32 protein-coding genes and 1 tRNA gene are annotated in these 25,319 nt (G+C 37.1%); 17 read left to right on the top strand and 16 right to left on the bottom strand.

The genetic code is table 11. The features are described from left to right. The first annotated feature begins 7 nt into the window (after nucleotides 1–7). From pth to OOL07_RS08990, 4 genes are all read left to right on the top strand, one after another. Complete coding sequence (gene pth, locus OOL07_RS09005; RefSeq protein ID WP_264696244.1) at nucleotides 8–589, top strand: aminoacyl-tRNA hydrolase; 582 nt, start codon at nucleotides 8–10, stop codon at nucleotides 587–589. Between the two features lie 28 nt (nucleotides 590–617). Further along, a complete protein-coding gene (ychF, locus tag OOL07_RS09000) occupies nucleotides 618–1,709 on the top strand; it encodes a redox-regulated ATPase YchF (protein WP_264696243.1) in 1,092 nt (363 codons plus the stop codon). A gap of 46 nt (nucleotides 1,710–1,755) precedes the next feature. After that, complete coding sequence (locus OOL07_RS08995; protein ID WP_264696242.1) at nucleotides 1,756–2,076, top strand: cupin domain-containing protein; 321 nt, start codon at nucleotides 1,756–1,758, stop codon at nucleotides 2,074–2,076. A 102-nt stretch (nucleotides 2,077–2,178) separates the two neighbouring features. Next, nucleotides 2,179–2,255 (top strand) — tRNA-Met (locus OOL07_RS08990). A 47-nt stretch (nucleotides 2,256–2,302) separates the two neighbouring features. Here the strand turns inward: OOL07_RS08990 and OOL07_RS08985 are convergent. The 13 genes from OOL07_RS08985 to hisB form a co-directional block, all read right to left on the bottom strand. Beyond that, the gene (locus OOL07_RS08985) at nucleotides 2,303–4,009 is read right to left on the bottom strand and encodes a cation:proton antiporter (RefSeq protein ID WP_264696240.1); all 1,707 of its coding nucleotides are present in this window, start codon (nucleotides 4,007–4,009) and stop codon (nucleotides 2,303–2,305) included. Nucleotides 4,010–4,045: 36 nt separating this feature from the next. Continuing rightward, a complete protein-coding gene (locus OOL07_RS08980; protein WP_264696239.1) occupies nucleotides 4,046–5,428 on the bottom strand; it encodes an amino acid permease in 1,383 nt (460 codons plus the stop codon). A 20-nt stretch (nucleotides 5,429–5,448) separates the two neighbouring features. Beyond that, the gene (locus OOL07_RS08975) at nucleotides 5,449–6,996 is read right to left on the bottom strand and encodes a cation:proton antiporter (RefSeq protein WP_264696238.1); all 1,548 of its coding nucleotides are present in this window, start codon (nucleotides 6,994–6,996) and stop codon (nucleotides 5,449–5,451) included. A 104-nt stretch (nucleotides 6,997–7,100) separates the two neighbouring features. After that, the gene (gene tatC, locus OOL07_RS08970; protein ID WP_319804033.1) at nucleotides 7,101–7,850 is read right to left on the bottom strand and encodes a twin-arginine translocase subunit TatC; all 750 of its coding nucleotides are present in this window, start codon (nucleotides 7,848–7,850) and stop codon (nucleotides 7,101–7,103) included. Next, the gene (gene tatB, locus OOL07_RS08965) at nucleotides 7,850–8,131 is read right to left on the bottom strand and encodes a Sec-independent protein translocase protein TatB (RefSeq protein WP_264696237.1); all 282 of its coding nucleotides are present in this window, start codon (nucleotides 8,129–8,131) and stop codon (nucleotides 7,850–7,852) included. The genes tatC and tatB overlap by 1 nt, the downstream gene beginning before the upstream one ends. Nucleotides 8,132–8,171: 40 nt before the next feature. Further along, nucleotides 8,172–8,429: a twin-arginine translocase TatA/TatE family subunit gene (gene tatA / locus OOL07_RS08960; RefSeq protein ID WP_264696235.1), complete on the bottom strand. Its 258-nt coding sequence runs from the start codon at nucleotides 8,427–8,429 to the stop codon at nucleotides 8,172–8,174. A gap of 16 nt (nucleotides 8,430–8,445) precedes the next feature. Beyond that, nucleotides 8,446–8,781, bottom strand: coding sequence for an HIT domain-containing protein (locus OOL07_RS08955; protein WP_264696234.1), 336 nt, complete (start codon nucleotides 8,779–8,781; stop codon nucleotides 8,446–8,448). Between the two features lie 2 nt (nucleotides 8,782–8,783). Continuing rightward, nucleotides 8,784–9,104 carry a phosphoribosyl-ATP diphosphatase gene (locus OOL07_RS08950; protein ID WP_264696232.1) on the bottom strand — a complete coding sequence of 107 codons (321 nt, stop codon included), beginning with the start codon at nucleotides 9,102–9,104 and terminating at the stop codon, nucleotides 8,784–8,786. Next, nucleotides 9,105–9,491 (bottom strand): phosphoribosyl-AMP cyclohydrolase, encoded by a 387-nt coding sequence (hisI, locus tag OOL07_RS08945; protein ID WP_413774114.1) that lies wholly within the window; start codon nucleotides 9,489–9,491, stop codon nucleotides 9,105–9,107. It abuts the gene before it with no gap. Beyond that, the gene (gene hisF, locus OOL07_RS08940; protein ID WP_264696231.1) at nucleotides 9,491–10,264 is read right to left on the bottom strand and encodes an imidazole glycerol phosphate synthase subunit HisF; all 774 of its coding nucleotides are present in this window, start codon (nucleotides 10,262–10,264) and stop codon (nucleotides 9,491–9,493) included. The genes hisI and hisF overlap by 1 nt, the downstream gene beginning before the upstream one ends. Before the next feature lie 34 nt (nucleotides 10,265–10,298). Then, on the bottom strand, nucleotides 10,299–11,030 hold the full coding sequence (hisA, locus tag OOL07_RS08935) for a 1-(5-phosphoribosyl)-5-[(5-phosphoribosylamino)methylideneamino]imidazole-4-carboxamide isomerase (protein WP_264696230.1): 732 nt from the start codon (nucleotides 11,028–11,030) through the stop codon (nucleotides 10,299–10,301). Between the two features lie 45 nt (nucleotides 11,031–11,075). Then, nucleotides 11,076–11,711 (bottom strand): imidazole glycerol phosphate synthase subunit HisH, encoded by a 636-nt coding sequence (gene hisH, locus OOL07_RS08930; protein ID WP_264696229.1) that lies wholly within the window; start codon nucleotides 11,709–11,711, stop codon nucleotides 11,076–11,078. A 39-nt stretch (nucleotides 11,712–11,750) separates the two neighbouring features. Next, entirely contained in the window at nucleotides 11,751–12,344 is a 594-nt protein-coding gene (hisB, locus tag OOL07_RS08925) for an imidazoleglycerol-phosphate dehydratase HisB (RefSeq protein ID WP_264696380.1), read from the bottom strand. Nucleotides 12,345–12,728: 384 nt separating this feature from the next. Between hisB and OOL07_RS08920 the strand changes: the two genes are divergently transcribed. The 8 genes from OOL07_RS08920 to OOL07_RS08885 all read left to right on the top strand — a co-directional run bounded on the left by OOL07_RS08920 (nucleotide 12,729) and on the right by OOL07_RS08885 (nucleotide 18,295). Continuing rightward, nucleotides 12,729–13,058, top strand: a complete 330-nt coding sequence (locus tag OOL07_RS08920; RefSeq protein ID WP_264696228.1) for a c-type cytochrome — start codon at nucleotides 12,729–12,731, stop codon at nucleotides 13,056–13,058. Nucleotides 13,059–13,101: 43 nt separating this feature from the next. Continuing rightward, the gene (locus OOL07_RS08915; RefSeq protein WP_264696227.1) at nucleotides 13,102–13,446 is read left to right on the top strand and encodes a c-type cytochrome; all 345 of its coding nucleotides are present in this window, start codon (nucleotides 13,102–13,104) and stop codon (nucleotides 13,444–13,446) included. A gap of 48 nt (nucleotides 13,447–13,494) precedes the next feature. After that, nucleotides 13,495–13,998, top strand: a complete 504-nt coding sequence (locus OOL07_RS08910; protein WP_264696226.1) for a DUF2244 domain-containing protein — start codon at nucleotides 13,495–13,497, stop codon at nucleotides 13,996–13,998. A gap of 113 nt (nucleotides 13,999–14,111) precedes the next feature. Next, nucleotides 14,112–14,957: a cytochrome c oxidase subunit II gene (coxB, locus tag OOL07_RS08905; RefSeq protein WP_264696224.1), complete on the top strand. Its 846-nt coding sequence runs from the start codon at nucleotides 14,112–14,114 to the stop codon at nucleotides 14,955–14,957. A 58-nt stretch (nucleotides 14,958–15,015) separates the two neighbouring features. After that, nucleotides 15,016–16,590: a cytochrome c oxidase subunit I gene (gene ctaD, locus OOL07_RS08900; protein WP_264696223.1), complete on the top strand. Its 1,575-nt coding sequence runs from the start codon at nucleotides 15,016–15,018 to the stop codon at nucleotides 16,588–16,590. 15 nt (nucleotides 16,591–16,605) lie between these two features. Further along, nucleotides 16,606–16,794, top strand: a complete 189-nt coding sequence (locus OOL07_RS08895; RefSeq protein WP_264696222.1) for a hypothetical protein — start codon at nucleotides 16,606–16,608, stop codon at nucleotides 16,792–16,794. A gap of 3 nt (nucleotides 16,795–16,797) precedes the next feature. Continuing rightward, nucleotides 16,798–17,358 carry a cytochrome c oxidase assembly protein gene (locus OOL07_RS08890; protein ID WP_264696221.1) on the top strand — a complete coding sequence of 187 codons (561 nt, stop codon included), beginning with the start codon at nucleotides 16,798–16,800 and terminating at the stop codon, nucleotides 17,356–17,358. Nucleotides 17,359–17,428: 70 nt separating this feature from the next. Further along, nucleotides 17,429–18,295, top strand: a complete 867-nt coding sequence (locus OOL07_RS08885; RefSeq protein WP_264696220.1) for a cytochrome c oxidase subunit 3 — start codon at nucleotides 17,429–17,431, stop codon at nucleotides 18,293–18,295. Nucleotides 18,296–18,372: 77 nt separating this feature from the next. Here OOL07_RS08885 and OOL07_RS08880 read toward each other — a convergent pair whose 3' ends face one another. Beyond that, nucleotides 18,373–18,630, bottom strand: coding sequence for a DUF2909 domain-containing protein (locus OOL07_RS08880; protein WP_264696219.1), 258 nt, complete (start codon nucleotides 18,628–18,630; stop codon nucleotides 18,373–18,375). 224 nt (nucleotides 18,631–18,854) lie between these two features. On the opposite strand from OOL07_RS08880, the gene OOL07_RS08875 reads away from it, so the two are divergent. From OOL07_RS08875 to cyoE, 4 genes are read left to right on the top strand one after another with little or no spacing between them, the layout of a single operon-like run. Beyond that, nucleotides 18,855–19,538 carry an SURF1 family protein gene (locus tag OOL07_RS08875; RefSeq protein ID WP_264696217.1) on the top strand — a complete coding sequence of 228 codons (684 nt, stop codon included), beginning with the start codon at nucleotides 18,855–18,857 and terminating at the stop codon, nucleotides 19,536–19,538. Nucleotides 19,539–19,559: 21 nt separating this feature from the next. Next, on the top strand, nucleotides 19,560–20,231 hold the full coding sequence (locus OOL07_RS08870; RefSeq protein ID WP_264696215.1) for an SCO family protein: 672 nt from the start codon (nucleotides 19,560–19,562) through the stop codon (nucleotides 20,229–20,231). A gap of 12 nt (nucleotides 20,232–20,243) precedes the next feature. Next, nucleotides 20,244–21,278: a COX15/CtaA family protein gene (locus OOL07_RS08865; RefSeq protein ID WP_264696213.1), complete on the top strand. Its 1,035-nt coding sequence runs from the start codon at nucleotides 20,244–20,246 to the stop codon at nucleotides 21,276–21,278. After that, entirely contained in the window at nucleotides 21,275–22,177 is a 903-nt protein-coding gene (gene cyoE, locus OOL07_RS08860) for a heme o synthase (protein WP_264696212.1), read from the top strand. The genes OOL07_RS08865 and cyoE overlap by 4 nt, the downstream gene beginning before the upstream one ends. Nucleotides 22,178–22,240: 63 nt before the next feature. Here cyoE and murJ read toward each other — a convergent pair whose 3' ends face one another. Continuing rightward, the gene (gene murJ / locus OOL07_RS08855) at nucleotides 22,241–23,788 is read right to left on the bottom strand and encodes a murein biosynthesis integral membrane protein MurJ (protein WP_264696211.1); all 1,548 of its coding nucleotides are present in this window, start codon (nucleotides 23,786–23,788) and stop codon (nucleotides 22,241–22,243) included. Nucleotides 23,789–23,903: 115 nt separating this feature from the next. Here murJ and rpsT point away from each other — a divergent pair, with 115 nt between their 5' ends. Beyond that, nucleotides 23,904–24,167, top strand: a complete 264-nt coding sequence (gene rpsT / locus OOL07_RS08850) for a 30S ribosomal protein S20 (protein ID WP_264696210.1) — start codon at nucleotides 23,904–23,906, stop codon at nucleotides 24,165–24,167. Nucleotides 24,168–24,191: 24 nt separating this feature from the next. On the opposite strand, the gene proB is transcribed toward rpsT, so the two are convergent. Continuing rightward, complete coding sequence (gene proB, locus OOL07_RS08845) at nucleotides 24,192–25,319, bottom strand: glutamate 5-kinase (protein ID WP_264696209.1); 1,128 nt, start codon at nucleotides 25,317–25,319, stop codon at nucleotides 24,192–24,194.

Genomic DNA, 25,319 nt, shown 5'->3' with positions numbered 1-25,319 from the left:
TTCTGTTATGAGTTTAACCCCCTGGGCACTCATTGGATTAGGTAATCCTGGGGAGAAATATACTTATACTCGCCACAATGTAGGATTTTGGTGGCTAAATTTTCTAGCAAAAAATCTAGCCGCTTACTTTAAGATAGAATCCAAATTTTTTGGGGAATATGTCCATATTAACTGGCATGGTCATAATTTACTATTGCTTAAACCTACCACTTTTATGAATCATAGCGGGCAAGCAGTATTTGCTCTTTTAAATTATTATAAGGTCCCTCTCAATCAATTACTTATCATCCATGACGAATTAGATTTACCTCCAGGAGTAGCTCGCATTAAGAGAGAAGGTGGGCATGGTGGGCATAATGGTTTAAGAGATATTATTAGCCATCTTAATCAAAAGAATTTTCTCCGCTTACGCTTAGGTATAGGGCATCCTAAAGTAAAACAAGATGTAGTAAATTATGTATTAAATCCGCCATCATTATTAGATCAGCAGGTTATTGAGGAAGCTATAGGCAGGAGTGTAGAGATTATTCCTACAGTCTTGGCTGGAGAGATAGAAAAAGCGATGCATCAACTACACAGCACTAATTAAAATAAATTACAAAGGTATTTATTGAGCTATGGGGTTTAAATGTGGGATCGTAGGGTTACCCAATGTAGGTAAATCTACCTTATTTAATGCACTCACTCAGGCGGGGATAGATGCCCAAAATTATCCTTTTTGCACTATTGATCCTAATATAGGTATAGTACCTGTACCTGATCCAAGACTTAGTAGTATCGCTACAATTGTAAATCCTCAACAAACACTTCCTACGACTATTACTTTTGTAGATATCGCAGGATTAGTAGCTGGTGCTTCTCAAGGTGAAGGATTAGGGAATCAATTTTTGGCTCATATTCGAGAAACTGATGCAATTGCTCAAGTAGTACGTTGCTTTGATGATCCTAATATTATTCATGTAGCTGGAAAGGTAGACCCCTTAAGAGATATAGAAATTATTAATACAGAACTTGCCTTAGCAGATTTAGAGACTGTTGAAAAATCTTTAGCTCGAACAACTAAAGCAGCACGCTCTCAAGATAAGGAAGCCTTATCTCTAAAGGCAACTCTCGAAAAAGTGCAAGACGGCCTTAACCAAGGAATACTAATAAGAACACTTAAGCTTGCTGAAGAAGAGCAAAGCCAGCTTCAACATCTACACTTACTTACTATTAAACCCACACTTTATATTGCAAATATAGCAGAGGATGGATTGCAAAATAATCCATGGCTAAAACAAGTGCAAAACTTCGCCTCAGCAGAAAGCTCTAAAGTAGTTCCAGTTTGTGCAGCAATAGAAACTGAGCTTGCTACATTAGAGGAGGGAGAAAAAATAGAATTTTTGGCCGAATTAGGGATTAAAGAACCAGGGCTTAATCGAGTAATTCAAGCGGGTTATCAATTACTTGGACTGCAAACTTTCTTTACTGCAGGACCTAAAGAAGTCCGCGCTTGGACAACGCTTATTAATGCCACAGCACCCGAGTCTGCAGGAGCAATACACACTGATTTTGAAAAAGGATTTATTCGTGCTGAGGTTATCAGCTATGAAGATTTTATCACTTATCGTGGGGAGCAAAGGGCAAAAGAAGCAGGTAAGTGGCGGCTTGAAGGAAAAGATTACATCGTGCAGGATGGGGATATCATGCATTTTCGTTTTAATGTGTAGTGATAGATAATCAAGCAGCTATAAATTGGCTATATGGCTGGTCTTTATGATGCTCTCTAATATCTTGGATTCATTACCAGAAAATTTAGAGAAAGAAGTTTTTGAAACTATTTTATCTTATCAAAATATAAAGATTGAACGGATCGTATCTAAAGGCTATATTACACCTGATTCTAAATGGTACGATCAAGATGAAAATGAATGGGTAATGGTTATAGAAGGAAAAGCATCTTTAATGTTAGAAGATGGCTTAGAGCATATCTTATCAAAGGGTAGTTACCTTAATATTCCTGCTCATACTAAACACAGAGTTACTTGGACAGATCCAAATAATTTGACTATTTGGTTAGCTATTTTTTATAAATAAGTATTATTTAGTAGATATTTTTAGCATGGAATTTTTCATGTATAATAGCAGTCTTTATAATCTATAAAAAATAGATTTCTTTTTTCTACCTAATTTTATTTAGGCTATGTGGCTCAGCTGGTTAGAGCGCGGCACTCATAATGCTGAGGTCGGTGGTTCAAGTCCACCCATAGCCACCATTTTTGATTAAGGCTAGTAAAATAATTTACTAGCCTTTTTTATTGTTTTATGCACTTTGGTTTTCTTCTTTCGGTTCAAGCTGGTTGAGAATGTAGTTAATCATACTTGCTGCAAGCTCACTTTCTCCGAAAAACACTTTACCCACACCTTCTTGCTCTAAAAGGTTTAATTCTTCTTCGCTATGAGTACGAATAATAATTTTAATCTGAGGGTTTAAGGTACGGGCAGTAGTAATCATTTTACGTGTACTTAGGATATCAGGGATAGCAATGATGAGCATACCTGCTCGAGCAATATGTGCTTGAATAAGTACTGACGAGTCTCCAGCATCACCTGAAACAGCAGGAATTCCTTTTTCTCTTAGTTTTTCTACAACTTCTCTATTTTCTTCTACTACTACGTAAGGAGTATTAGTATGAGCAAGAGCTTCTCCAATACGATGACCTACTCGACCATAGCCAATTAAAACTATTTGATCGGCAAGAAATTTTCTTTCAGTATACATAGGAAGTTTTGCTAGAGGATCATCTGGACGTTCTACAATTCTAGCTAAAGCAGATTTAGAGCGTATCCATATCTGCATAGGTTTAATTGCTCTAAATATTAAAGGATTAACTGCGATAGAAATAAGAGCGGCTGCTAATACTAGGCTTTGGGCATCAATAGAGAGCAAGCCAAGCTGGATACCAACATTAGTCAAAATGAAGGAGAACTCACCAATTTGGGAAAGACTTGCCCAAATAACTAATGCTGTATTTAATGGATAGCGAAGACTGAGTACTATTAATGTAGAGACTAGCGGAGTACCAATCATAATCACTGCAACTACTTCTAATACTTTTAAAGGCTGATCCATGAGCACTTGAGGATTAAATAACATGCCTACAGAGACAAAAAACAGTACAGCAAAAGCATCCCTAAGAGGAAGAGATTCAGTAGCCGCTCGGTGACTAAGCTTTGATTCTCTAAGCACCATTCCAGCGAAAAATGCTCCTAATGCGATAGATACTCCAAAAAGCATAGAGGCACCATAAGCAATACTTATAGCCACTGCAACTACAGAGAGGGTAAATAATTCATGAGATCCTGTTCCTGCTATCTTCCATAGCATCCAAGGAAATAGGCGACGACCTACAATAAGCATTAAAGCAATAAATAAAGCAACCTTACCTAAAGTAAGCGTAAGCTCTAAGGCAAGACTAGTCTCTGTTTCGCTAGGATGGGCATTCCCTCCCAACCATCCTGCTAGAGGAGGTAGTAATACAAGGACCAATACAGTCAATATGTCTTGCACGACAAACCAGCCAATAGTAATCTTTCCATTAATAGATCCGAAAAGTCCGTGCATTTCAAGAGATCTTAGTAAAACTACAGTACTGGCTATTGAAATTGATAAACCAAAAGCTATTGCATGACCCCATTCCCATCCCCAAGAATAAGATAAGGTAGCACCAAAAGTTGTTGATGCGGCAACTTGTAATACTGATCCAGGTAAGGCAATTTTTCGAACCGAAAGTATATCCCCTAAAGATAAATTTAATCCTACTCCAAACATCAGTAGCATAATGCCTATTTGAGAAAATTGTTGGGCTATTTCCATATCAACTACAAGCCCAGGAGTAAAGGGACCAATGAGAATGCCCGCAAGTAAATAGCCTACAAGTGCAGGAAGCCTAATTTTTGCAGCAATAAATCCTAGTATTAATGCAAATCCAAAAGCAGCAGATAAGGTGGTTATTAAGGAATCGCCCATAATTATTTATACCTATTTTTTAAATAAACCCTCTTATTAGTTTACCTTTGCACAGGCTAATTTGCTATGGCGGAAGGAGTATATGAAATACACAATTAACCCAACTACAATCCAAATAAAAAAATGTACCCAAGTATCCCTACTTAAGTGAATCATTAGATAAACACAAGAAAGGATACCTAATATGGGAATAATAGGACTACATGGAGTTTGAAAAGGACGAGAAAGATTAGGTTGAGTATAGCGAAGCACTGCTACACCGGCGCAAACTACAGAAAAAGCACTTAAAGTACCAATATTTGTCATTTCAACGATTTTATCTAAAGGGGTAAAAGCGGCAATGACTGCCATGATAATCCCAGAAAAGATAATAACTTGAGTAGGTGTTTTAGTTTTTTCATTCACTTGAGAGAAAAAGGGAGGAAGTAATCCATCTCGAGATATGGCAAAAAGAATGCGGGTAAGCCCAAAGTAAAGTACTAACATGACTGTAGTTAGTCCTGCAATCGCACCAATAGAAACAATACCAGAGGCCCATGTTTTCCCTAGCTGTAGTAAGGAATCGGAAACAGGAGAAGGAACATCTAAAGAAGGGTAAGGTACAATACCTGTAAGCAGTGCAGCAACCAGCATGTAAAGCAGGGTACAAATAGCTAGTGATCCTAAAATTCCAATAGGTAAATTTCTTTGTGGATTTTCTGTTTCTTCTGCTGCGGTAGAGACTGCATCAAAACCTATGTAGGCAAAAAAGATACTTGCTGCTCCTGTCATTACACCTTGCCAGCCAAAAGGTATAAAAGGAGTCCAATACTGAGTGTTTACATGAAATAGGGCTACTCCAATAAAAAGCAGTATAGCTGCAACTTTAACTATTACCATAATGGCATTCAGCTGTGCACTTATTTTAGCTCCCCCCGCAAGTAATCCACCTAATAGTAGAATTATCACCATAGCAGGTAAGTTAATTATTCCGCCATGGCTTGGTGCTTTGGTAAAAAACTCAGGTATCTGAAATCCCAGTGCGGATAATCCATTACTAACATAACCAGACCAACCTACGGATACTGCAGAAATAGCTACTGCATACTCTAAAAGTAGCATCCAGCCAATCATCCAAGCCACTATTTCACCTAATCCTGCATAGCTATATCCATAGGCACTACCTGCTCCCCCTATGGTAGTTGCAAGCTCAGCATAGGATAGGGCAGTAAATGCAACAGCAACTCCTGCGACTACAAAAGAGAGAATTACTGCAGGCCCTGCGTAATTTGCTGCGGCAATACCTGTCAATACAAAAATACCTGCTCCAATAGTAGCACCGATCCCTAGAAAAATAAGGTCTACTGCACCTAATACTCTTTTTAAATCGGTAGTGTTATGAACATCTTCATGGATAGGTTTAGTACGGAATATACGCATTTTCTAATAATTTTGTGGTATTATTTATGACGTAATCGTTTTTGTGCCAAAGCACGCTCTGCTAGCCGTTCCCCTACATCAGCAAAGGGGTGAGAAATTAAATTTATTCCACTATTGTAGAGTTTAGAATCCTCTTCAGGATAGAGACTCATAGCTGCTACTATACCTGAGTAGTCATTTTGGCGTAATTTTTGTGCAAGATGCAGTTTAGTTGCTAGTTCTGGCATCCCTAAAATAATGCCAATCATAGGTTTTAGATTTATTTTATTCAACAAGTCTGGATCCTCTGCATCTCCGTAGTTTACTTGCCGACTTTGTTTTTGTTGCTGTTGAACTACGAGTAAATCTGAATCTAATCCTTGCACTCGTTGATGTTTTTGTGCAAGAAAATCATAAGCAGCTGTTCCTGATTGCCCCATACCCACGATAAGCCAAGTGGTTTTTCGGATATCTGGAGCTTCTCCTTCTGGGTGAGGAATTTTACGCTCAAAAGAAATCAGCCACTTCTCAAAGTAAGTAAATAGCTCATAGGACATCTTATTTAAGGGAGCAGCAATAATTAAAGAAGCAGTAACCAATAATGCTAAAACAGGGAGCCAAGTAGCGGGTAAGATGTTACTTTTAACTGCCGCAGCACCTACAATTAAAGTAAATTCACTATAGCTAGACAATGCTAGGGTAGTAAGGAAAGCTGTTCTCGCCTTAAGCTGAAAAAATATACCAAGAAAGAAATAAATAATGACTCTTAGAGGTAAGAGTACAGTGAATAAAAGTATCCATATTCCATCATGTAACCCAGGTAATCCGCCAAAACCAATTTGTAAAAAAAAACCAACTAAGAAAACTTCTTTTAATCCCCAAAGAGTTTTAGAGAGTTCTTCTGTATGGAGGTGACCTGTAAGTAACATTCCAGCAACTAACGCCCCTAATTCACCGCTTAATCCTAAGGATTTAAAAGCTTCACTTCCGCCAAGAGTGATGAGTAACCCATAGAGTAATAATAATTCTTTATGACCGCTCCAAGTAAGCAGACTCCTAAGAAATAGACGTATTATTGGGACGCTGATTAAAAATGCTAGTATCCAAGGTGAAAAGGAGCTTCCTTGAATAAAAACCAACATGGTAACAGCTACTAAATCTTGTAATACCAAAATACCTATAGCAAGCCGTCCATGGAAAGCACCAATACTTCCCTTTTCCTCAAGAGTTTTAGCAGCAAAAACGGTACTAGAGAATGAAAGTCCTAAACCGAGAAATATAGCAGCAAGTAGAGGTGTTCCTGCCAATAAAAGTAATAAAATACTACCAACGCTTGAAATGATTAAATAACTAAAACCAACTCCTAATACTTCCCATCGTAATAGGCTTCTTATATTTATCTTAAGCCCTACGCTAAATAATAGGAGTAGCACACCAATATCAGAAATAGCGTGAATCGTAGGGTTTTCACCTATATTCCACTCTCCAAGAATAAACCCCCCTACTAAATAACCTACAAGGGGAGGGAGCCCTAAATGAGAGGCAACTAACCCTAGAATATAAGCAATAGCAATCCAGAAAATTTCCATGTTTTATAGGCAGCGGAATAAGATAACTTTTATTCCTATAAATATTAGGTAGTATTTTTACTTTTAAAAAAATGATGAATCAATGAAAACTTAAAATATAACTATTATTCCTCTACATTTATTTTTTTAGGCACAAAATACTGGGCAAACCATATGCCTAGTTCAAATAAAAGCCACATAGGAATTGCAAGAAGGGTTTGGGAAAAAACATCTGGTGGGGTAAGTAGCATACCAATCACAAAAGCGGCTACGATGATGTATGGGCGTTTTTCTCGTAAACTCTCTACACTACTAATTCCTACCCAAACTAGCAATACCGCAGCAATAGGTACTTCAAAAGCAATACCAAATGCAAAAAACATAGTCAGTACAAAATCTAAATATTTACTAATATCTGTCATCACTGCAATACCCTCTGGAGCCGCTTGAGTAAAGAAGCCAAACATCAAAGGAAATACTAAGAAATAAGCAAATGCGATTCCTAGGAAAAATAAAAAAGTACTTGCAATTAAGAGGGGAAAAATAAGTAGACGCTCATTTTTATAAAGCCCAGGTGCAACAAATGCCCAGATCTGGTATAGCACTATAGGAATAGAGAGGGCAAAAGCAACTGCTAAAGTTAGCTTTAATGGAGCCAGAAATGGAGCAGTTACTTCTGTAGCTATCATAGAATTATTTTCAGGCAAATGTGCCATCAAAGGACGAGCAAGTAACTGGTATAGCTTATTTGAGAAGGGAATGAGAATTAGGGTAATCGCAAGTATCGTAATAATACTGCGTAATAATCGGGTCCTTAACTCAATAAGATGAGTAATAAAAGGTAATTCTTCTTGGTTAGAATCCTGATAAGGCACTATGAATCATCCGATGATTTCTTGATATGATCAGTGGTCTGAGAAGAACCTTGAGAAGGTTTCTTAATATCCGGTAAATCTATATTTTTTCTTAGTGATTGGCGAAGTTCTTCAGCGTGAAGTTCTTGCTCTACCTCCTGTTTAACTTGAGATATTAGGCTGCGTATTTTCTTTATCCATAGAGCAGTCGTACGTGCTACTGTGGGTATTCTTTCAGGACCCACTACTAATAAAAGTACTACGAAAACAACAAGAATTTCTCCAAAACCAATATCAAACATAGTGATTATGCAAGTAAATTAGAGGCTACTCATATCTATTTTAATTATTCTCAGATTTATCAAAATTTTTGTTTTGAGTTTGGGAGGAGGTTAAATTATCCTGCTGTTTATGCTCCATCTCCATTGGTTGAGAAGAGATAGGTGAGGATGATTTCTCATCTTTCATAGCCTCTCGAAAATTTCTAACTGCTTCTCCTAAATCGCCTCCAATAGTTCTTAATTTCTTTGTACCAAATAATACGAGTACAATTCCCAGAATAATCAGCAATTGCCATATGCTAATACCACTTATACCCATTATTATCTCCTAATAATTATTCAATTGAATCACCACCTAGTAAATGAATATGTAGGTGATTAATTTCTTGCCCGCCAGCTGGGCCAGTATTAATTATGGTACGAAATCCAGTATTCAGCCCTTGGCTATGAGCCAATTTGGGTAGTAAAAGTATCATATGCCTAATTAAATTTTGGTGCTCCTGTTCTAGCTGTTCTAAACTAGGGATATGCAGATGAGGAATAAGGAGTAAGTGTACTTTTGCACGTGGCTGAATATCTCTAAAAACAACTACCATCTTATCTTTGTATACTATATCCGCAGAAATTTCTTTATTAATAATCTTACAGAAAATACACTCTGGATCTTTCATAACTACTTACCTTTCCGATTTTGTTTTTCTTCTAAGCCAGATAAATCAAAGCGTCGTTCTAATTCTTTAAAAACTTCTTCTGGCTGAAGATCACATTGAACGAGCATAACTAGACTATGAAACCATAAATCAGCAGTTTCATGAATAATATCTGTTTTTTCCCCGCTCTTAGCTGCTAAAATTGTCTCAATTGCTTCTTCTCCAAGTTTTTGTAAAATTTTGTCTAGCCCTGCTTCATAGAGACTTGCAATATAAGAAAATTTTGGATCTGCATTTTTACGATCATTTGCTATGGTGGCTAGCTGCTTAAAAATATCGCTCATTTAGCTTCCATAAATAATGTTTGGATCCTTTAAAATAGGATCGGTTGCTTTCCAACTTTTATTTTTTAACTGTTTAAAAAAACAATGATGCCGTCCTGTGTGACAAGCAATACCGCCTTTTTGTTCGACTTGGATTAATAAGGTATCATTATCACAATCGAGAAGAATATTCTTAACAATTTGTTCATGCCCTGACCGTTCTCCTTTACGCCATAGGCATGATCGAGATCGAGACCAATACACTACATAGCCAGTATCTGCCGTTATTTCTAAAGATTGCCGATTCATCCAAGCAAACATAAGCACTTTACCCGTGTTTATCTCTTGGGTAATGACAGGCACTAGCCCTTTCTCATTCCATGCAACATCATCTAACCAGCTACTCATTATAACCTTACTTCAATATTATGGGTTGCTAGATGATGCTTTGCCTCTGCAATTGTATACTGACCAAAATGAAAAATACTGGCAGCTAATACCGCATCCGCTTTTCCTTCTAAAATTCCGGCAACTAGGTGATCTAAATTACCTACCCCCCCAGAGGCAATCACAGGAATAGAAACAGCCTCACTAATAGTACGTGTCAACCGTAAATCAAATCCTTCTTTAGTTCCATCTCGATCCATACTTGTCAGCAAAATTTCACCTGCGCCAAATTGAGCCATTTTGATTGCCCATTCTACTGCATCTATCCCAGTTTTTTTACGACCTCCATGGGTAGATATTTCCCATCGATCTGGCTTATTTTCAGCAGAAACTCTCATAGCATCTATAGCGACAACGATACATTGGGTACCAAAGCGATCTGCAGCTTCTTTCACTAATTTAGGTCGGTGGATTGCTGCAGTGTTAATACTTACTTTATCAGCTCCAGCAACAAGCATTCTCCGAATATCATTTAAGCTCCGTATTCCCCCCCCTACGGTTAAGGGAATAAATACTCTTTCTGCAATGGCTTCAATAGTATGCACCATAGTGTCTCGGTTATCACTACTAGCGGTAATATCTAGAAAAGTAATTTCATCTGCACCTTGTTCATCATAGCGTTGAGCAATTTCTGCAGGATCGCCTGCGTCACGAATATCAACAAAACGAACCCCTTTAACAACACGTCCATTATCCACATCTAAACAAGGAATAATCCGTTTAGCTAAACCCATATCAATAAATCGAATTTAATAAAAGAAAAATTTATTACTTTGATTGCACTAAAGAAAGTGCTTGAGTTAAATTTATTTTCCCTTCATATAGAGCACGACCAATAACTGCTCCTGCAATTCCTTTTTCCTCATATTGATGTAATTTATTTATATCTTCTAACGAAGAAACTCCTCCAGAAGCAATTACCGGAATACTAATTTTTTCTGCTAATTTACTCGTAGCTTCAGCATTGACCCCATTCATCATGCCATCGCGCTGAATATCTGTATAAATAATAGCCTCTACACCATCTTTTTCAAAATGTTGTGCAATGTCAATAACGCTATGACGAGAGAGCTTAGACCATCCATCAATAGCAATTTTACCGTCTTTGGCATCTAACCCTAAGATAATATGGCCTGGGAATTCAAGACAGGCATCTGAAACAAAATGAGGTGCATTAATAGCTTTAGTACCAATAATAACGTAGCGAACGCCTGCATCTAAATAGGTTTGGATAGTATCCCCATCGCGAATCCCACCGCCCACTTGAATATCAATATCCGGTAGTGCCTGAGTAATATCATAGATAATATCAGCATTAACAGGTTTACCTGCAAATGCACCATCTAAATCAATGAGATGCAATCTTGTAGCACCTAACTCCGCCCAATGTAGAGCCATAGCAATAGGATTATTAGAGAAGACTGTATCTTCTTCCATACGCCCTTGGCGTAAACGAACACATTTTCCTCCTTTAAGATCAATAGCAGGTATCAGTAACATTAGTTTTTTATTAGCTCCCGAGGTATATAGCCTTAAGAAAATATTTTAAGTTGTACCATTCCATGTTAAAAAATTAGTAAGAAATTGTACCCCCAATTGCTGGCTTTTTTCTGGATGAAACTGTGCTAGAAAGATATTTTTTTGAGTAAAAGCCGATGCAAAAGTTGTAATATAATCTGTAGTGCCTGTAATTAAGGATGATTGCTGGGGTACTATATAATAGCTATGGACGAAGTAAAATCGACTATTTTGAGGGATATCCTGCCAAAGAGGGTGGTTATATTGTTGATGAACTATATTCCATCCCATATGGGGGATCTTTAAAGATAGCTGATTAGTACTAAAGTGGCATACTTTTCCAGGAACTATTCCAAAACATGGCGTCCCTTCATTTTCTTCGCTAAACTCAAAAAGTGCTTGCATGCCAAGGCATACCCCTAAAAATGGTTTATTTGCTGCACACTCTCTTATAGTGGATTCCAGATTTAGATTCCGTAGCTCCTGCATACAATCTCGAATAGCACCTACCCCAGGAAAAACTACTCTCTCTGCTGCTTTTATCACCTGTGGGTTATTAGTGATTTTTATACTAATTTTTTTTCCTTCTGCTGCTTTTTCTAAAGCTCTTGACACCGATCTAAGATTACCCATTCCATAATCAATGATTGCAACATGGGACATATAAGGTTATCCAAAAAGTAAAAGTACTATTTCGCTATTTTATAGAGATCCTTTAGTGGAAGGGAGTATACTTCCTCGCCGAGGGTCTTGCTCCACTGCCATCCTAAGAGCACGACCAAAGGCTTTAAAAATAGTCTCCACAATATGATGGGTATTACGTCCCTGCAAATTATCTATATGTAAAGTTATTGCAGCATGATTTACTAACCCTTGAAAGAACTCCTGAATTAGATCTACATCGAAGTTATTAATATAATGCTGAGAATAGAGTACCCGATAATGAAGGCTGGGGCGCCCTGAAAAATCTAATACTACTCTAGAGAGAGCCTCATCCAATGGAACATAAGCATAACCGTATCGCTGAATACCAATTTTATCACCAATTGCTTGTTTTAAAGCTTGACCTAAGGTTATACCAATATCTTCCACACTATGATGATAATCGATATGTAGATCTCCAGATGCATTTATATCAAGATCAATTAACCCATGCTGCGCTACTTGATTAAGCATATGATCAAGAAAAGGAATATCAGTTTTAGCAGAAAAATCTCCTTTTCCTAATAGATTCAAAACAATTTCAATCCGAGTTTCTGATGTTTCCCGGCGAATTCTAGCTGATCGGTTCAATATAATTTTCCTATATCTATCGTAAATAGTAGTGCTACTTGCTTATTAGTTTAGCATGTAGGCTAATTCATAAAATCTAGGAGATTAAGGTTATAGAAGTAATATAGATTATTACCAAATCATGTAAAAATAAGATATTATTTGCAATTACTCAATAATGTATAGTCTATATTCTGTTATATTTATTTTTTTAAATATACTTAGTAAGATATATTTTTTATATATGTTTATTAATCTAATATAGCTTAATATATATTAAAGGGAAGTTTTAGTTTATTTAGTTTTGTGGGGTTCTCTCTAGCTATTTAAACACTAGAGGGAAATATTTAGGTATTTTTTAAAACAAAACCGAAAAATAACGTACTAATCAGTAAGTGGGAGTTAATAATGGATAAAAAAAGTTTTCCTATTTTTCTCTTGGGTACTAGCATGGCACTACTATTTAGCATGACAGTACAAGCAGCAGGCGATCCTGCAGTTGGCAGACAAAAGGCAGATCAAAAACAATGCCAAGGCTGCCATGGTATTGAGGGTCTCAATAATGTTTATCCAACCTATAAAGTACCAAAATTAGGTGGTCAACATGCTGAGTATATTGTTTCTGCACTCCAAGCGTATAAGTCTGGCGATAGAAAACATCCGCCAATGCAGGGATCAGCAGGTAGTTTAACTGATCAAGATATGGAAGATATAGCTGCTTTCTTTGAAAAACAATAAAGCAAGGCTAATAATTTAGATAAATATGGTGGAGAACGTTATTATGTCAAACCGATGGTTATTTTTCTTATTAATCCCAGTATCTATGGTGCTTGCCTCTGGAACAGCAATGGCAAAACCAAAAGGTGATCCAACGGCAGGAAAGCAAAAATCTGAAGCTTGCGCTGGTTGTCATGGTGCAGATGGTAACAGTCCTGCTCCTAGTTTTCCTAAACTAGCAGGTCAAAGTGCAAACTATATTGTCCATGCTTTAGGTGCTTATCAGTCTGGTGATAGAAAAAATGATGTAATGGCCGGAATGGCAGCTCCTCTTTCTGACCAAGATAAAGCGGATTTAGGTGCCTATTTTGCTAGCCAGAAGGGACTTAATATACCTTGGGTTAAATAAATTTAATTAATATTTAAGATTAGTGATTATTTAGAGGGGCTAGCAATTATGATTTCTAGATGCTTTATGCCCGATGAAAACAAGTATCAATTCACACTACAACCAAACAATTCACTTAGTTGGCGTGGAATGAGAAATGTTATTTTAATCGTTGCAGCGACTCTTGGTACTATATCTATTGGGTTTAGCCTTTTAGGTTTGTGGCTTATTTTTCCATTTGCAGGATTAGAAATAATTGCTCTAGGCATTGGCTTTTATTTATGTGCTAACCGAGCTCAATATCGTGAAATAATTACCATTGATCGGGATGATATTAAAATTCTTCGGGGCCGTAAAAAGCTTGAAGAAATGTGGAAATTTCACCGTTATTGGACAAAAATTAGAGTTAATCTTCCTACTCATGGGTGGTATATGAGTCGGCTCATGATAGGATCCCATGGAGATGAGGTTGAAATTGGTAGCTTTCTTACAGAAGACGAGCGCCAACGATTAGCATACGAGTTAAAAAAGTGCTGTAGATCTAGTGCTGCCAAATCTATTAAAATCACTTAAAAAATTAATTTAGTGCTTATTGTTCTAGATAAGCATATATAAAAGATGTATACTTCATATATGTTTTACTATGAGTATTTTATTATTGAAAGCGATAGCTGGAGGGGAAATGAATGAGCCTGTCTAACAAGAGAAAAAGCTTATTCGCAACCATTGCAGGAAGTATAGGGTTACTTCTGCTCAGTGGGCGCGCAAGTGCTGAATTTGGTTTTAATTTAACAGAAGGTGTAACTCCTATTTCAAAAGAGATTTACGGCCTTCATATGTATATTGGCTGGGTTTGCGTTGCTATTGCCTGCCTTGTGTATGGTCTTATGGCATGGATTATAGTATTTCATAACAGATCTAAAAGACCTGTTGCAAGCCAGTTTCATGAACATGCACTTCTTGAAGTTGTATGGACAGTTATACCATTTTTAATTTTGATTTCTATTGCTATACCTGCAACTAAAGCAATGTTTCGTACATACGACACTAGCGATCCTGACTTAACAATTAAGGTTACGGGTTATCAGTGGCGTTGGAAATATGATTACATTGATCATAATTTTGGCTTCATTAGTAGTTTATCCACCCCTATAGATCAGCTACAAAATAAAACAGCTAAAGGCGAAAATTATCTTCTCGAAGTAGATCGCCCATTAGTACTTCCAATTAATAAGAAAGTACGTTTTGTAATTACTGCCGATGATGTTATTCACGCTTGGTGGCTTCCTGCCCTTGGTTTCAAGCAAGATGCAATTCCCGGATATATTAATGATGCTTGGGCAGTGATTGAGAAACCTGGTACTTATCGAGGTCAATGCACTGAAATTTGTGGGCGAGGGCATGCATTTATGCCTATCGTAGTAGAGGCAAAAACCCAAGAAGAATTTGATAGATGGGTAGCCGATCAAGTTGCTTTATTAGGTAATCCACAAGAAAGTAAAATTATCGCACAATCAGAGCAAGCTAAGTAATATTGGCTTGTAAAAGAATTTCTATATGTAAGAGATTCAATGTAGGAGAAATTTGAGTATGAGTAAAGTAGCACACGGTGATCATGCGCACCATCCCACTGGGATTTCGCGCTGGTTATTTACCACGAACCACAAAGATATTGGAACACTATATCTGTGGTTTAGTTTTGCAATGTTTATAATTGGCGGTACGATGGCTTTAATATTCCGGACTGAGCTTTTTCTACCCGGAATGCAGTTTTTGGATCCTCAGACCTTTAATGAGCTAGTAAGTATCCATGGTCTAGTCATGATTTTTGGTGCATTGATGCCAGTTTTAACGGGTCTAGCCAACTGGCTAATTCCAATGATGATTGGTGCACCTGATATGGCTCTACCACGCCTAAATAACTGGAGTTTTTGGCTTCTACCTTTTGGATTTACATTCTTGTTAGGTAGTATGTTTGTTCCAGGCGGTGGACCTGCAGGCGGATGGACTATGTATCCTCCTTTATTTATCCAAGGTGGTATAGGCTATGATATGGCAATCTTTGCCGTGCATACTTTAGGGGTTTCATCGATACTAGGATCTCTTAACATTATTGCAACCCTACTCAATATGAGAGCACCTGGTATGACCATGATGAAAATGCCTATGTTCTGCTGGGGATGGCTTATTACCTCTTTCTTAATCATAGGTATTATGCCAGTAATAGCTGGTGCAGTAACTATGGAATTGACTGATCGCCATTTTGGAACCAGCTTCTTTAGTGCTGCTGGTGGTGGTGATCCCATTATGTTCCAACATATCTTCTGGTTCTTTGGTCACCCTGAAGTATACGTTCTTGTATTACCTATTTTTGGCTTAATGTCAGATATTATTCCTACCTTTTCTCGTAAGCCACTTTTTGGTAAACACTCCATGATTTATGCGATTGCAGCCATTGCTTTCCTTTCATTTATCGTATGGGCACACCATATGTTTACGGTAGGAATGCCAATCGCAGGTGAGTTATACTTCATGTATGCCACAATTATGATTTCAGTACCTACTGGAGTTAAAATATTTAACTGGTTAGCTACGATGTGGCGTGGATCTTTGACTTTTGAAGCCCCAATGATGTGGGCACTTGCCTTTATTGCCTTATTTTCAATTGGTGGGTTCACAGGTCTTATGATGGGAGTATCTTTAACTGACTTCCAATACCAAGATACTTACTTCATTGTTTCTCACTTTCACTGGGTAGTGCTTCCAGTCACCGTATTCGGTGCTTTTGCTTCTTTCTACTATTGGGGCCCAAAATGGATTGGTCATATGTATGATGAGAATCTAGCTAAGTGGCATTTCTGGATCACTGTTATCGCTACTAATGTTATTTTCTTACCTCAAAACTTCGCTGGCTTAGCAGGCATGCCACGTAGAATTGCAGATTATTCTCCTCAATTTACTGAGTGGAATCAGATCTCTACCGTAGGTGCTTATATGTTTGCAGCAGGTCAATTACTCTTCTTATACATTGTGCTTAAAACCATTAAGGGTAAAGCAGGAGAAAAGTTGCCTGATCAAGTTTGGGAAGGTGCCGAAGGTTTAGAGTGGACTGTACCAACACCTGCTCCTTATCATACCTTTGAAACTCCTCCTCATGTGAAATAACAGAGAAGATAGTAAATGTCTGATAACGATAGGCAACAACCTGAAAATAATCAGCAGCAGTCTAATGATGATAGGCAACAGCCTGAGTTTTCTCTGGAACAGCGTCGGGCGAAAGCCCGGCGCACCGGGTGGATAGTAGCTCTATATTCTCTAGGAGTTTACCTTTGGTTTATGTATCAGAATATACATACGGCGATAAAATGAACCATGAGTAGTTCTGAAAAAAAAGCGAGCAGGCATACCTTAAAATTGGCTCTATACGCAATTGTTATGTTTGGATTTGGGTATGCTTTAATACCGCTTTATAATGCTTTTTGCACGATTACAGGCCTAAACGGTAAGCCTGAGAATGTAGCAGTTGCAGAAGAAAAGGCTGAAGTAACGAAAATAGACGCAAGTCGTGTAATCACTGTTGAATTTCTAGCTACTGCTAATACTCAGCTTCCTTGGGAATTTAGATCAGAAACAAATAAAATTAAGATTCATCCGGGAGAAACTACAAAAGCTGTTTTTTATGTGCGTAACTTAGATAATCATAAAATTGTTGGTCGTGCCGTACCTAGTATTAGTCCAGGGCTAGCAGCAAAACATTTACATAAAACCGAGTGTTTCTGCTTTACTGAACAACCGCTTGAAGCAGGCGAAGAACGAGAAATGCCTGTAGTTTTTTATATTGACTCTAAGTTACCGTTAGAATACAGCAGTGTAATTTTATCTTATACATTTTTTAATGTTGCCGATAAAAACACTAAAGACTCTTCAGGTTAAAAGTTTTTTAAGAAATTTTTTGTAATTTAAATATTTTTTTAGCATTAAATGATACGGGAGGAAATGCTTTATGGCACACGCTCATGGGGATTATTATTTACCCCAACCTAGTCATTGGCCTATAGTAGCTTCTACTGGACTCTTTCTTTCGCTAGGAAGTGTTGCAGCTTGGGTTAATGATATAGAGGTAGGGAAATTTGGCTTACTTGTTGGGCTCGCTATTATATTTTTTGTAATGGCTGGTTGGTTTGGCGAAGTTATTCGTGAAAGCGAATCAGGACTCTATAATGATCAAGTAGATCGCTCCTTTCGTTGGGGCATGATTTTCTTTATCACTACTGAAGTTTTCTTTTTTGCTGCTTTCTTTGGAGCTCTGTTCTATACTCGTGCATTTTCACTAGATTGGCTCTCTGGGATTGGTGATAAGGGAATGGCTCATGAATTCCTGTGGCCAAATTTCTCTGAATTTTGGCCAAGTAGCGGTCCTGCCCATGTTGGTGGAGAACTTAATACAATGGAAGCATGGGGTATTCCTGCGCTTAATACCCTCATCCTTCTTACTAGTGGTGTAACTGTTACTTGGGCCCATCATGGGCTAAGATCCGAAAATAGAAAGCAATTAATCCAAGGATTATTTCTTACCTTTGCATTAGGTTTAACCTTCGTTGGTTGTCAAGCCTATGAATATGGCCATGCTATTACTCATATGAACCTCACTTTAGGTTCTGGAATTTATGGATCTGTATTTTTTATGTTAACAGGATTCCATGGATTCCATGTAACTGTAGGGTCAATCATGTTAATTACCATATGGGTACGCAGTATCAAAGGTCATTTTACACCCCAACGCCATTTTGCTTTTGAAGCTGTGGCATGGTACTGGCACTTCGTTGATATAGTTTGGCTTGGCTTATTTATATTTGTATATTGGATATAATAGAAGAAGCTGGGCGTATTTACTGATCTCTCTTACCTAAATTTAGGTAAGAGAGATTTCTACTATATGTAAGTAAACTATTTTTGATCTGATATATCTAGACTATTTATTGATGGATTATTTTCTTGAAATGCACTGTGCGGGGTAATTAATCCTACAGCTCTCCCAATCATAAGCAAAACAAATATACCTACAGAGAGAGAAATTCGCCAAGTAAGTGCCTTTAACATTTTTTCTGCGTCTTTATCACTTCTTCCTAGCAGAGCAACTAATGCAATACCTAAAGAATAAACAGTAAAAATTAAAAGCCCGATAATAATTAATTTAAAAATCATAATATACTCCGTAGCGGTTATATAATAACTAGCACTACCGTTAGTCTAATCTTGTAAAGATGTATTTACTATATATTTTATATAATATATATTTATATACTAGTATAAACCTCATTACTTACAGTAAGTAATATCATTGAAATCAATCCTTATAATCTATGCTATTTAAATTCAAACAAAGGAGTATAACTCTTAGATTAAGTTTTATATTTTTATTTACGTTTATGATCGTTGTACTTAGCTCATTAGGGTTTTGGCAATTGCGGCGTGCTGATGTAAAGCGTTCCATTGAACTGGCTCTTGAAGAAAGAGGTAGTGACGTACCTATTCTTATTGGAGATAAGAGATTAAATCAAAAAACAGATGAGTATAGAAAAATAATTGTAGAAGGACATTTTGATAATCAACATACGATGTTGGTAGATAACCAAATTTACCAAAGCCAGGTAGGCTATTATATACTTACGCCGCTTCTGTATAAAGAAAATAAAGCAATACTTATTAACCGAGGGTGGATAGCTGCAAATTTAGATCGTCAAAAATTGCCTCCTATAGAACTGACAGATAATTTGGTTGTAACCGTCCTTGGCACCCTATATCATCCTTTTAAAAAACCCCCCTTCTATCTAGGAAAGGAAGAGGACTGGGAATCTTCTGGGTGGCCAAAATTAATTCAATACATGGATATAGAAAAGTTAGAACTAGAATTAGGCTACTCTCTACAACCTTTGATTATTCAATTAGACCCAAACCAGCCTAATGGTTTTGCTCGATCTTGGCCGTCCTCTCCATCAGAAATGGGAACACAACGACATATTGCCTACGCTATCCAATGGTTTAGCATGGCTTTTATTGCCTTTGGAATATTTATTGTTTTAATTAAACGTGAGATTAACAATCAAAATTAGTAATATGTGAGGAGTTAGAAATTGGAAAACAAGCAAGAATCTAAACTAGATGTGCCGGTAGAAACTACTGCAAAAAAAGAAGTACAAACAAAAGGATCTCGCTTAATAATGTTAGCCATTCTTACTGTTTCTATATTACCTGTAATTATTTCTTGGTGGATGTACAAAAATTTTCAAGATGGCAAAGTAAAAACAAGCAACTATGGCGAACTTATTATTCCAAGTGTTCCATTAAGAGATGGGTTCTTTATAGGCGGGTTATCTAAAAAAGATTTATCTACTGATGATATTTTTAAGGGTATATGGACACTCGTTATTTTTGAGCCTGCTAATTGTGACGATCAGTGCCATAATTTACTAAATAAGGTACGACAAATACGCTTAGCACTCGGAAATAAATATATGTATCGGGTGCGGCGTTTGTGGATAGCAGATGATATAAATACTTTACAACAGCAAAAAGATTGGATTAGTAATGAACACCCCGATCTTATAGTTGCTGTTGAGAAAGATCAAGAACATACACAGATCAAGCAATTTATCCTTCCGAATGCTCAAAACCCAGCGGCTAATCAGAGAATTTATATTGTAGATCCTCTAAAAAATATTATGATGAGTTACCCATCGGAAGAAGATTCTAAACATATCCTAAAAGATATTAAACGCTTGTTGCTTGTCTCCTATATAGGATAATAAATAAAAATTATGAGTCGTCGTTTTGTAATATTTACTTTTATTGCAAGTTTGCTTGCTTTAATTATTGTTATTTTAGGTGCTTATGTTCGCATTTCAGATGCAGGATTGAGTTGTCCAGATTGGCCAGGTTGCTATAATCAACTTACAGTACCAAGCTCTACACAACAAATTGATCAAGCAAATGATCTCTATCCTGATCGCCCTGTAGATACAGGAAAAGCTTGGAAGGAAATGATACATCGCTATTGTGCAGGCGTATTAGCAACGCTCATTTTAGGGTGTGCGATAGCTGCTTGGTATAATCGCAGAGATCCTAAACAGATGGTAGCTTCACCCTTACTTCTGCTAGGTGTAGCAGGTTGTCAAGCAGCTTTGGGAATGTGGACGGTAACCCTACTTGTTCAGCCTGCAATAGTCACTCTTCATTTATTAGGAGGAATGACTCTCCTTTCTTTAGTCTGGTGGATTACCCTACGACAAGGGGAATCAACTCAGATTATAGCGAGAGTACCTGGTGAATATTCATATTCTTTCAAAATGTGGGCTCTTGCTGGGCTATTACTTCTAATACTACAACTTGCTCTAGGTGGGTGGACAAGTACAAATTATGCTGGATTTTCCTGCAACGATTTTCCTACCTGCCAAGGACAATGGTGGCCTACCATGAATTTTGATGAAGCTTTTACATTCTGGAAGCCATTAGGAGAAAACTATGAAGGTGGTAAAATTACCCCTGAATCGGCAACAGCTATTCATGTTGTCCATAGAATAGTTGCTATAGTAACTTTAATATTACTTACGACACTTGGTATAAAGGCGATGAAAAACTCAGAAAATTCTATGCTACATAAGGCTGGGTTAGCATTAGTGGTATTAGCCTTTACTCAAGTAGGATTAGGAGTATCTACCGCTATATCTGGGGTATCATCTGTTCTAGCAGTAGCTCATAATGGCATAGCAGCTTTACTTTTACTTAGCGTAATTACATTTAATCATTTACTTCATCCTGTAAAATATCCATTCCGAGGAGCTAAAGAATTATGACAACAACTACTTTAATTCGAGGAACATTAACCAATTGGCGGGAGTATCTTGTACTTTGCAAACCCCGCATTGTTGCTCTGATTATTTTTACTGCCATAGTAGGTATGTTTTTATCTGTACCGGGGGTAGTACCTTTGCCAATTTTCTTTCTTGGCACAATCGGAATCGGTTTGGGTGCTGCATCTGCAGCCGCAATTAATCATCTAATTGATGAAAAAGCAGATGCAGTAATGGGTCGCACTAAATCTCGTCCCCTACCTACAGGTAAACTCACTTCTAGGCAAGCACTAATTTTTGCTATATCCCTTGCCATATTATCTATGGCTATCTTATATTTTTTAGTTAATCCTTTAACCGCTTATTTAACTTTTTTCTCTATGATTGGTTATGGGATTATATATACTGCCTTCTTAAAAAGAACAACGCCTCAAAATATTGTGCTTGGAGGGGCTGCTGGAGCGATGCCGCCTGTACTAGGTTGGGCAGCAGTAACAGGGGAAATGCATGTTCATGCTTTTATTTTATTCTTAATTATTTTTATGTGGACTCCACCGCATTTTTGGGCTTTAGCTTTAGCACGTAGAGAAGAGTATGGGCGAGCAAAGTTTCCCATGCTTCCTGTTACTCATGGGGTAGAATATACTAAACAACAAGTAGTCCTTTATACTTTTTTACTATTTGCTGTGAGTTTACTGCCTTTTTCTAGTCACTTAAGTGGTATGCTCTACTTAGTGGGTGCTGTAGGATTAGGGGGATATTTTCTATATCTTGCGATTGCTCTATATCGTGATACTAATGATAGACTAGCAATGAAGATGTTTGGTTATTCTATATTTTACCTGTCTGCGTTATTTGCATTCCTGCTAGCTGATCACTATCTACCCTATTCCTCCTTCTAGTTGTTTTTAGATCTCTAAATATAAAAAAAGGGATATTGCCGTATCCCTTTTTTTATATGCACGCTAACCATTATGCTTGTTCATAATTAGCATCTTTGGTTTTACCCCCATTAATAATAAAGAAATAGAATAAATAACTATAGCTAGAGTAATTAAAATTAATAAATGTTCTATGCGAGATATTAAATTCCACTGAATCCAGTTAACTAGAGGAGAATTTTTCCATAGGATAAAAAAAGCCATAAGACCACTTGCAATAGTAATTTGAACACTTAATAAAAACCATTTGGGCTGAGGAGTATAAATACCCCGTTGCTTTAGATAAATAAATAATAACGCAGCATTTAGCCAAGCAGAAAGGGATGTTGCCAAAGCAAGACCCACATGTGCTAAAGGAACCATTAATATTATATTTAAAACAATATTGCTTACCATAGATACAACCCCTATCTTCATAGGGGTTTTAGTATCTTGTCTTGCATAAAATCCAGAAGCTAGGATTTTAATAAGAATAAAAGGTATTAAACCGAAGCTATAAGCGATAAGACTGTAAACAGTCATAATGGCATCATGTTTACTAAATTCTCCATGATAGAACAAGGTAGTAATAATAGGAGTAGCAAGTAGTGCTAATCCTATTGCAGCAGGTATACTAATAAGACAAGCCCAGCGTAGTGCCCAATCGAGGGTGTGAGAAAAATCCCTAGGAGAATCTTTGCTGTGTTTTTCCGATAAAGTAGGGAGTATAACTGTACTTAAGGCAATACCAAAAACTCCTAAAGGAAATTCCACTAGCCGATCTCCATAATAAAGCCAAGAGATGCTCCCTGTTGTTAAAAATGAAGCGAGTATTGTATCTACTAAAAGATTAATCTGAGATACAGAGCTACCTATGATTGCAGGAAGCATTAAAGTGAAAATCTTTTGAACTCCTGTATCTTTCCATGCAAAATGCGGTTTAGGAAGAAGTTTTAACTGCTTAAGGAAGGGAATCTGAAATAATAATTGAATAAGCCCTGCAAAAAATACCCCCCAAGCTAAAGCAACTACTGGAGTAGTTAGGGTAGGAGCAATCCATAATGCCGAAATAATAAGTGTAATATTTAAAAATATAGGGGTAATTGCAGGAACACTAAACCGCTTATAAGTATTTAGTATTCCTGCTGCTAAGGCAGTTAGAGAAATAAAAAATAAATAAGGAAAAGTGATTTGCAATAATTGAGTTGCTAATTTATATTGATCTGGATCTTTAATAAAACCAGGTGCGAATATTATAACCAATAGGGGAGCACCTACTATCCCTAGTCCTGTAACAAAGAAGAGTATTATTCCCAAAGTACCTGTAGTTCGATCAATTAATGTTTTAGTTTCGATTGGATCTTTATTTGCAACATAGAAAGAAAATACTGGTACAAAAGCTTGAGAAAAAGCACCTTCAGCAAATAAACGGCGTAGAAAATTTGGTATTTTAAATGCTACAAAAAAGGTATCTGCTGCTAATCCAGCACCGAAAACTTGTGCGATCACCATATCTCGAATAAAACCTAATATTCGAGAAAGAAAGGTGGATCCACCAACAACCGCAGTAGATTTAAATAATTGAATGCTCATGATTGATTAGTAGATAAAAAAAATCTACCATATTGTCTTTAAATAGTATTTACAAGTATTATTGTAGTTTTAGTTTTGAAATGAGTAATTAAGATATAAATAGGAGATATACACTTTGGCTAATACCGCACAAGCACGTAAACGAGCTCGCCAAGCAGAAAAACACCGTAAACAAAATTCAAGTCAACGCTCTGAGATGCGTACTTATATTAAAAAGACTTTAAAAGCGATTGTAACGGGTAATAGGGAACAAGCGATTGCTGCATATAAGATCATGGTACCGACTTTAGATCGTTTAGCTCGTAAAGGTTTAATTCATATTAATAAAGCAGCTCGCTATAAGAGCAGGATAAATACTAAAATCCACTTAATGGCTTAATACTATATAGATAAACTGTAGTATCTAGAGCAATACCAAATTATCCCTATGGATTAACTCTTTTTCGTTAATATATCCTAATATTTGCTCAATATGACTACTTGGATAGCCGAGGATACGTTTCGTTTCCTCGGCACTATAATTAATAAGTCCACGAGCAATTTCTTTATTTTGTATATCCACACAACTGACTAAATCTCCTCGAGTGAAATGACCATTGCAAGCGGTAACACCTATAGGTAGTAAACTTTTACCAGAGCTACATAATACATTTATTGCACCAGCATCTAGCTGTATTTTTCCTTTAGTTTGTAGCTGACCAGCAAGCCACTGTTTTCGAGCAGTAAGTATCTCTATATTAGGCCATAATAGCGTACCTATCTTTTCTCCAGAGGTAATTCTTGGAATAATATCCTTCTCTTTTCCAGCAGCAATCACAGTAATCGTCCCAGAACGTTCAGCTTGCCGAGCTGCTCTTAGTTTTGTAAACATACCTCCACGACCAAAGATACCTGTCCTAGTGCTGGCCATTACATCAAGATCTGGGTTACTAGCTGCTGTTTCTGAAATCAATTCAGCATGAACATTTTCTCTTGGATCCGCAGTAAATAATCCAGCTTGATCTGTCAGGATAACTAGAACTTCTGCCTCTACTAAGTTAGCTACTAAAGCAGATAAGGTGTCATTATCTCCAAACCTAATCTCTTCAGTTGCAATCGTATCGTTTTCATTAATAATAGGTACAATTTTTAACTGTAGTAGGGTACGCAGTGTACTGCGTGCATTTAAGTAACGGTTACGATTAATTAAATCATCGTAGGTCAGTAATATTTGTGCAGAATGTTGTCCATAGTTCTGAAAATTAGATTCATAAACCTGAATCAATTCCATTTGACCAACTGCGGCAGCCGCCTGTAAATGATGTAAAGCACTAGGCCGTTGGTGCCAATTTAGTCTTTGCATTCCGGCAGCAACTGAGCCAGAGGAAACCAATACGATCTGATAGCCTAAATTTTGTAGTTTCGCAATATCATGTGCTAGTATTTGGATATAGTTGGTATTTAGTTTACGACTCTCAGTGGCAAGTAGAGAGCTTCCCACTTTGATTACCCAGCGACGACTAGTGGCTAAACGACTACGATAATTGCTCAT

Source organism: Candidatus Nitrosacidococcus sp. I8 (assembly GCF_945836005.1).
GTDB lineage: Bacteria > Pseudomonadota > Gammaproteobacteria > Nitrosococcales > Nitrosococcaceae > Nitrosacidococcus.
The sequence above is the reverse complement of the archived record's forward strand: the minus strand, read 5'-3'. Positions and strand labels throughout refer to the sequence as shown.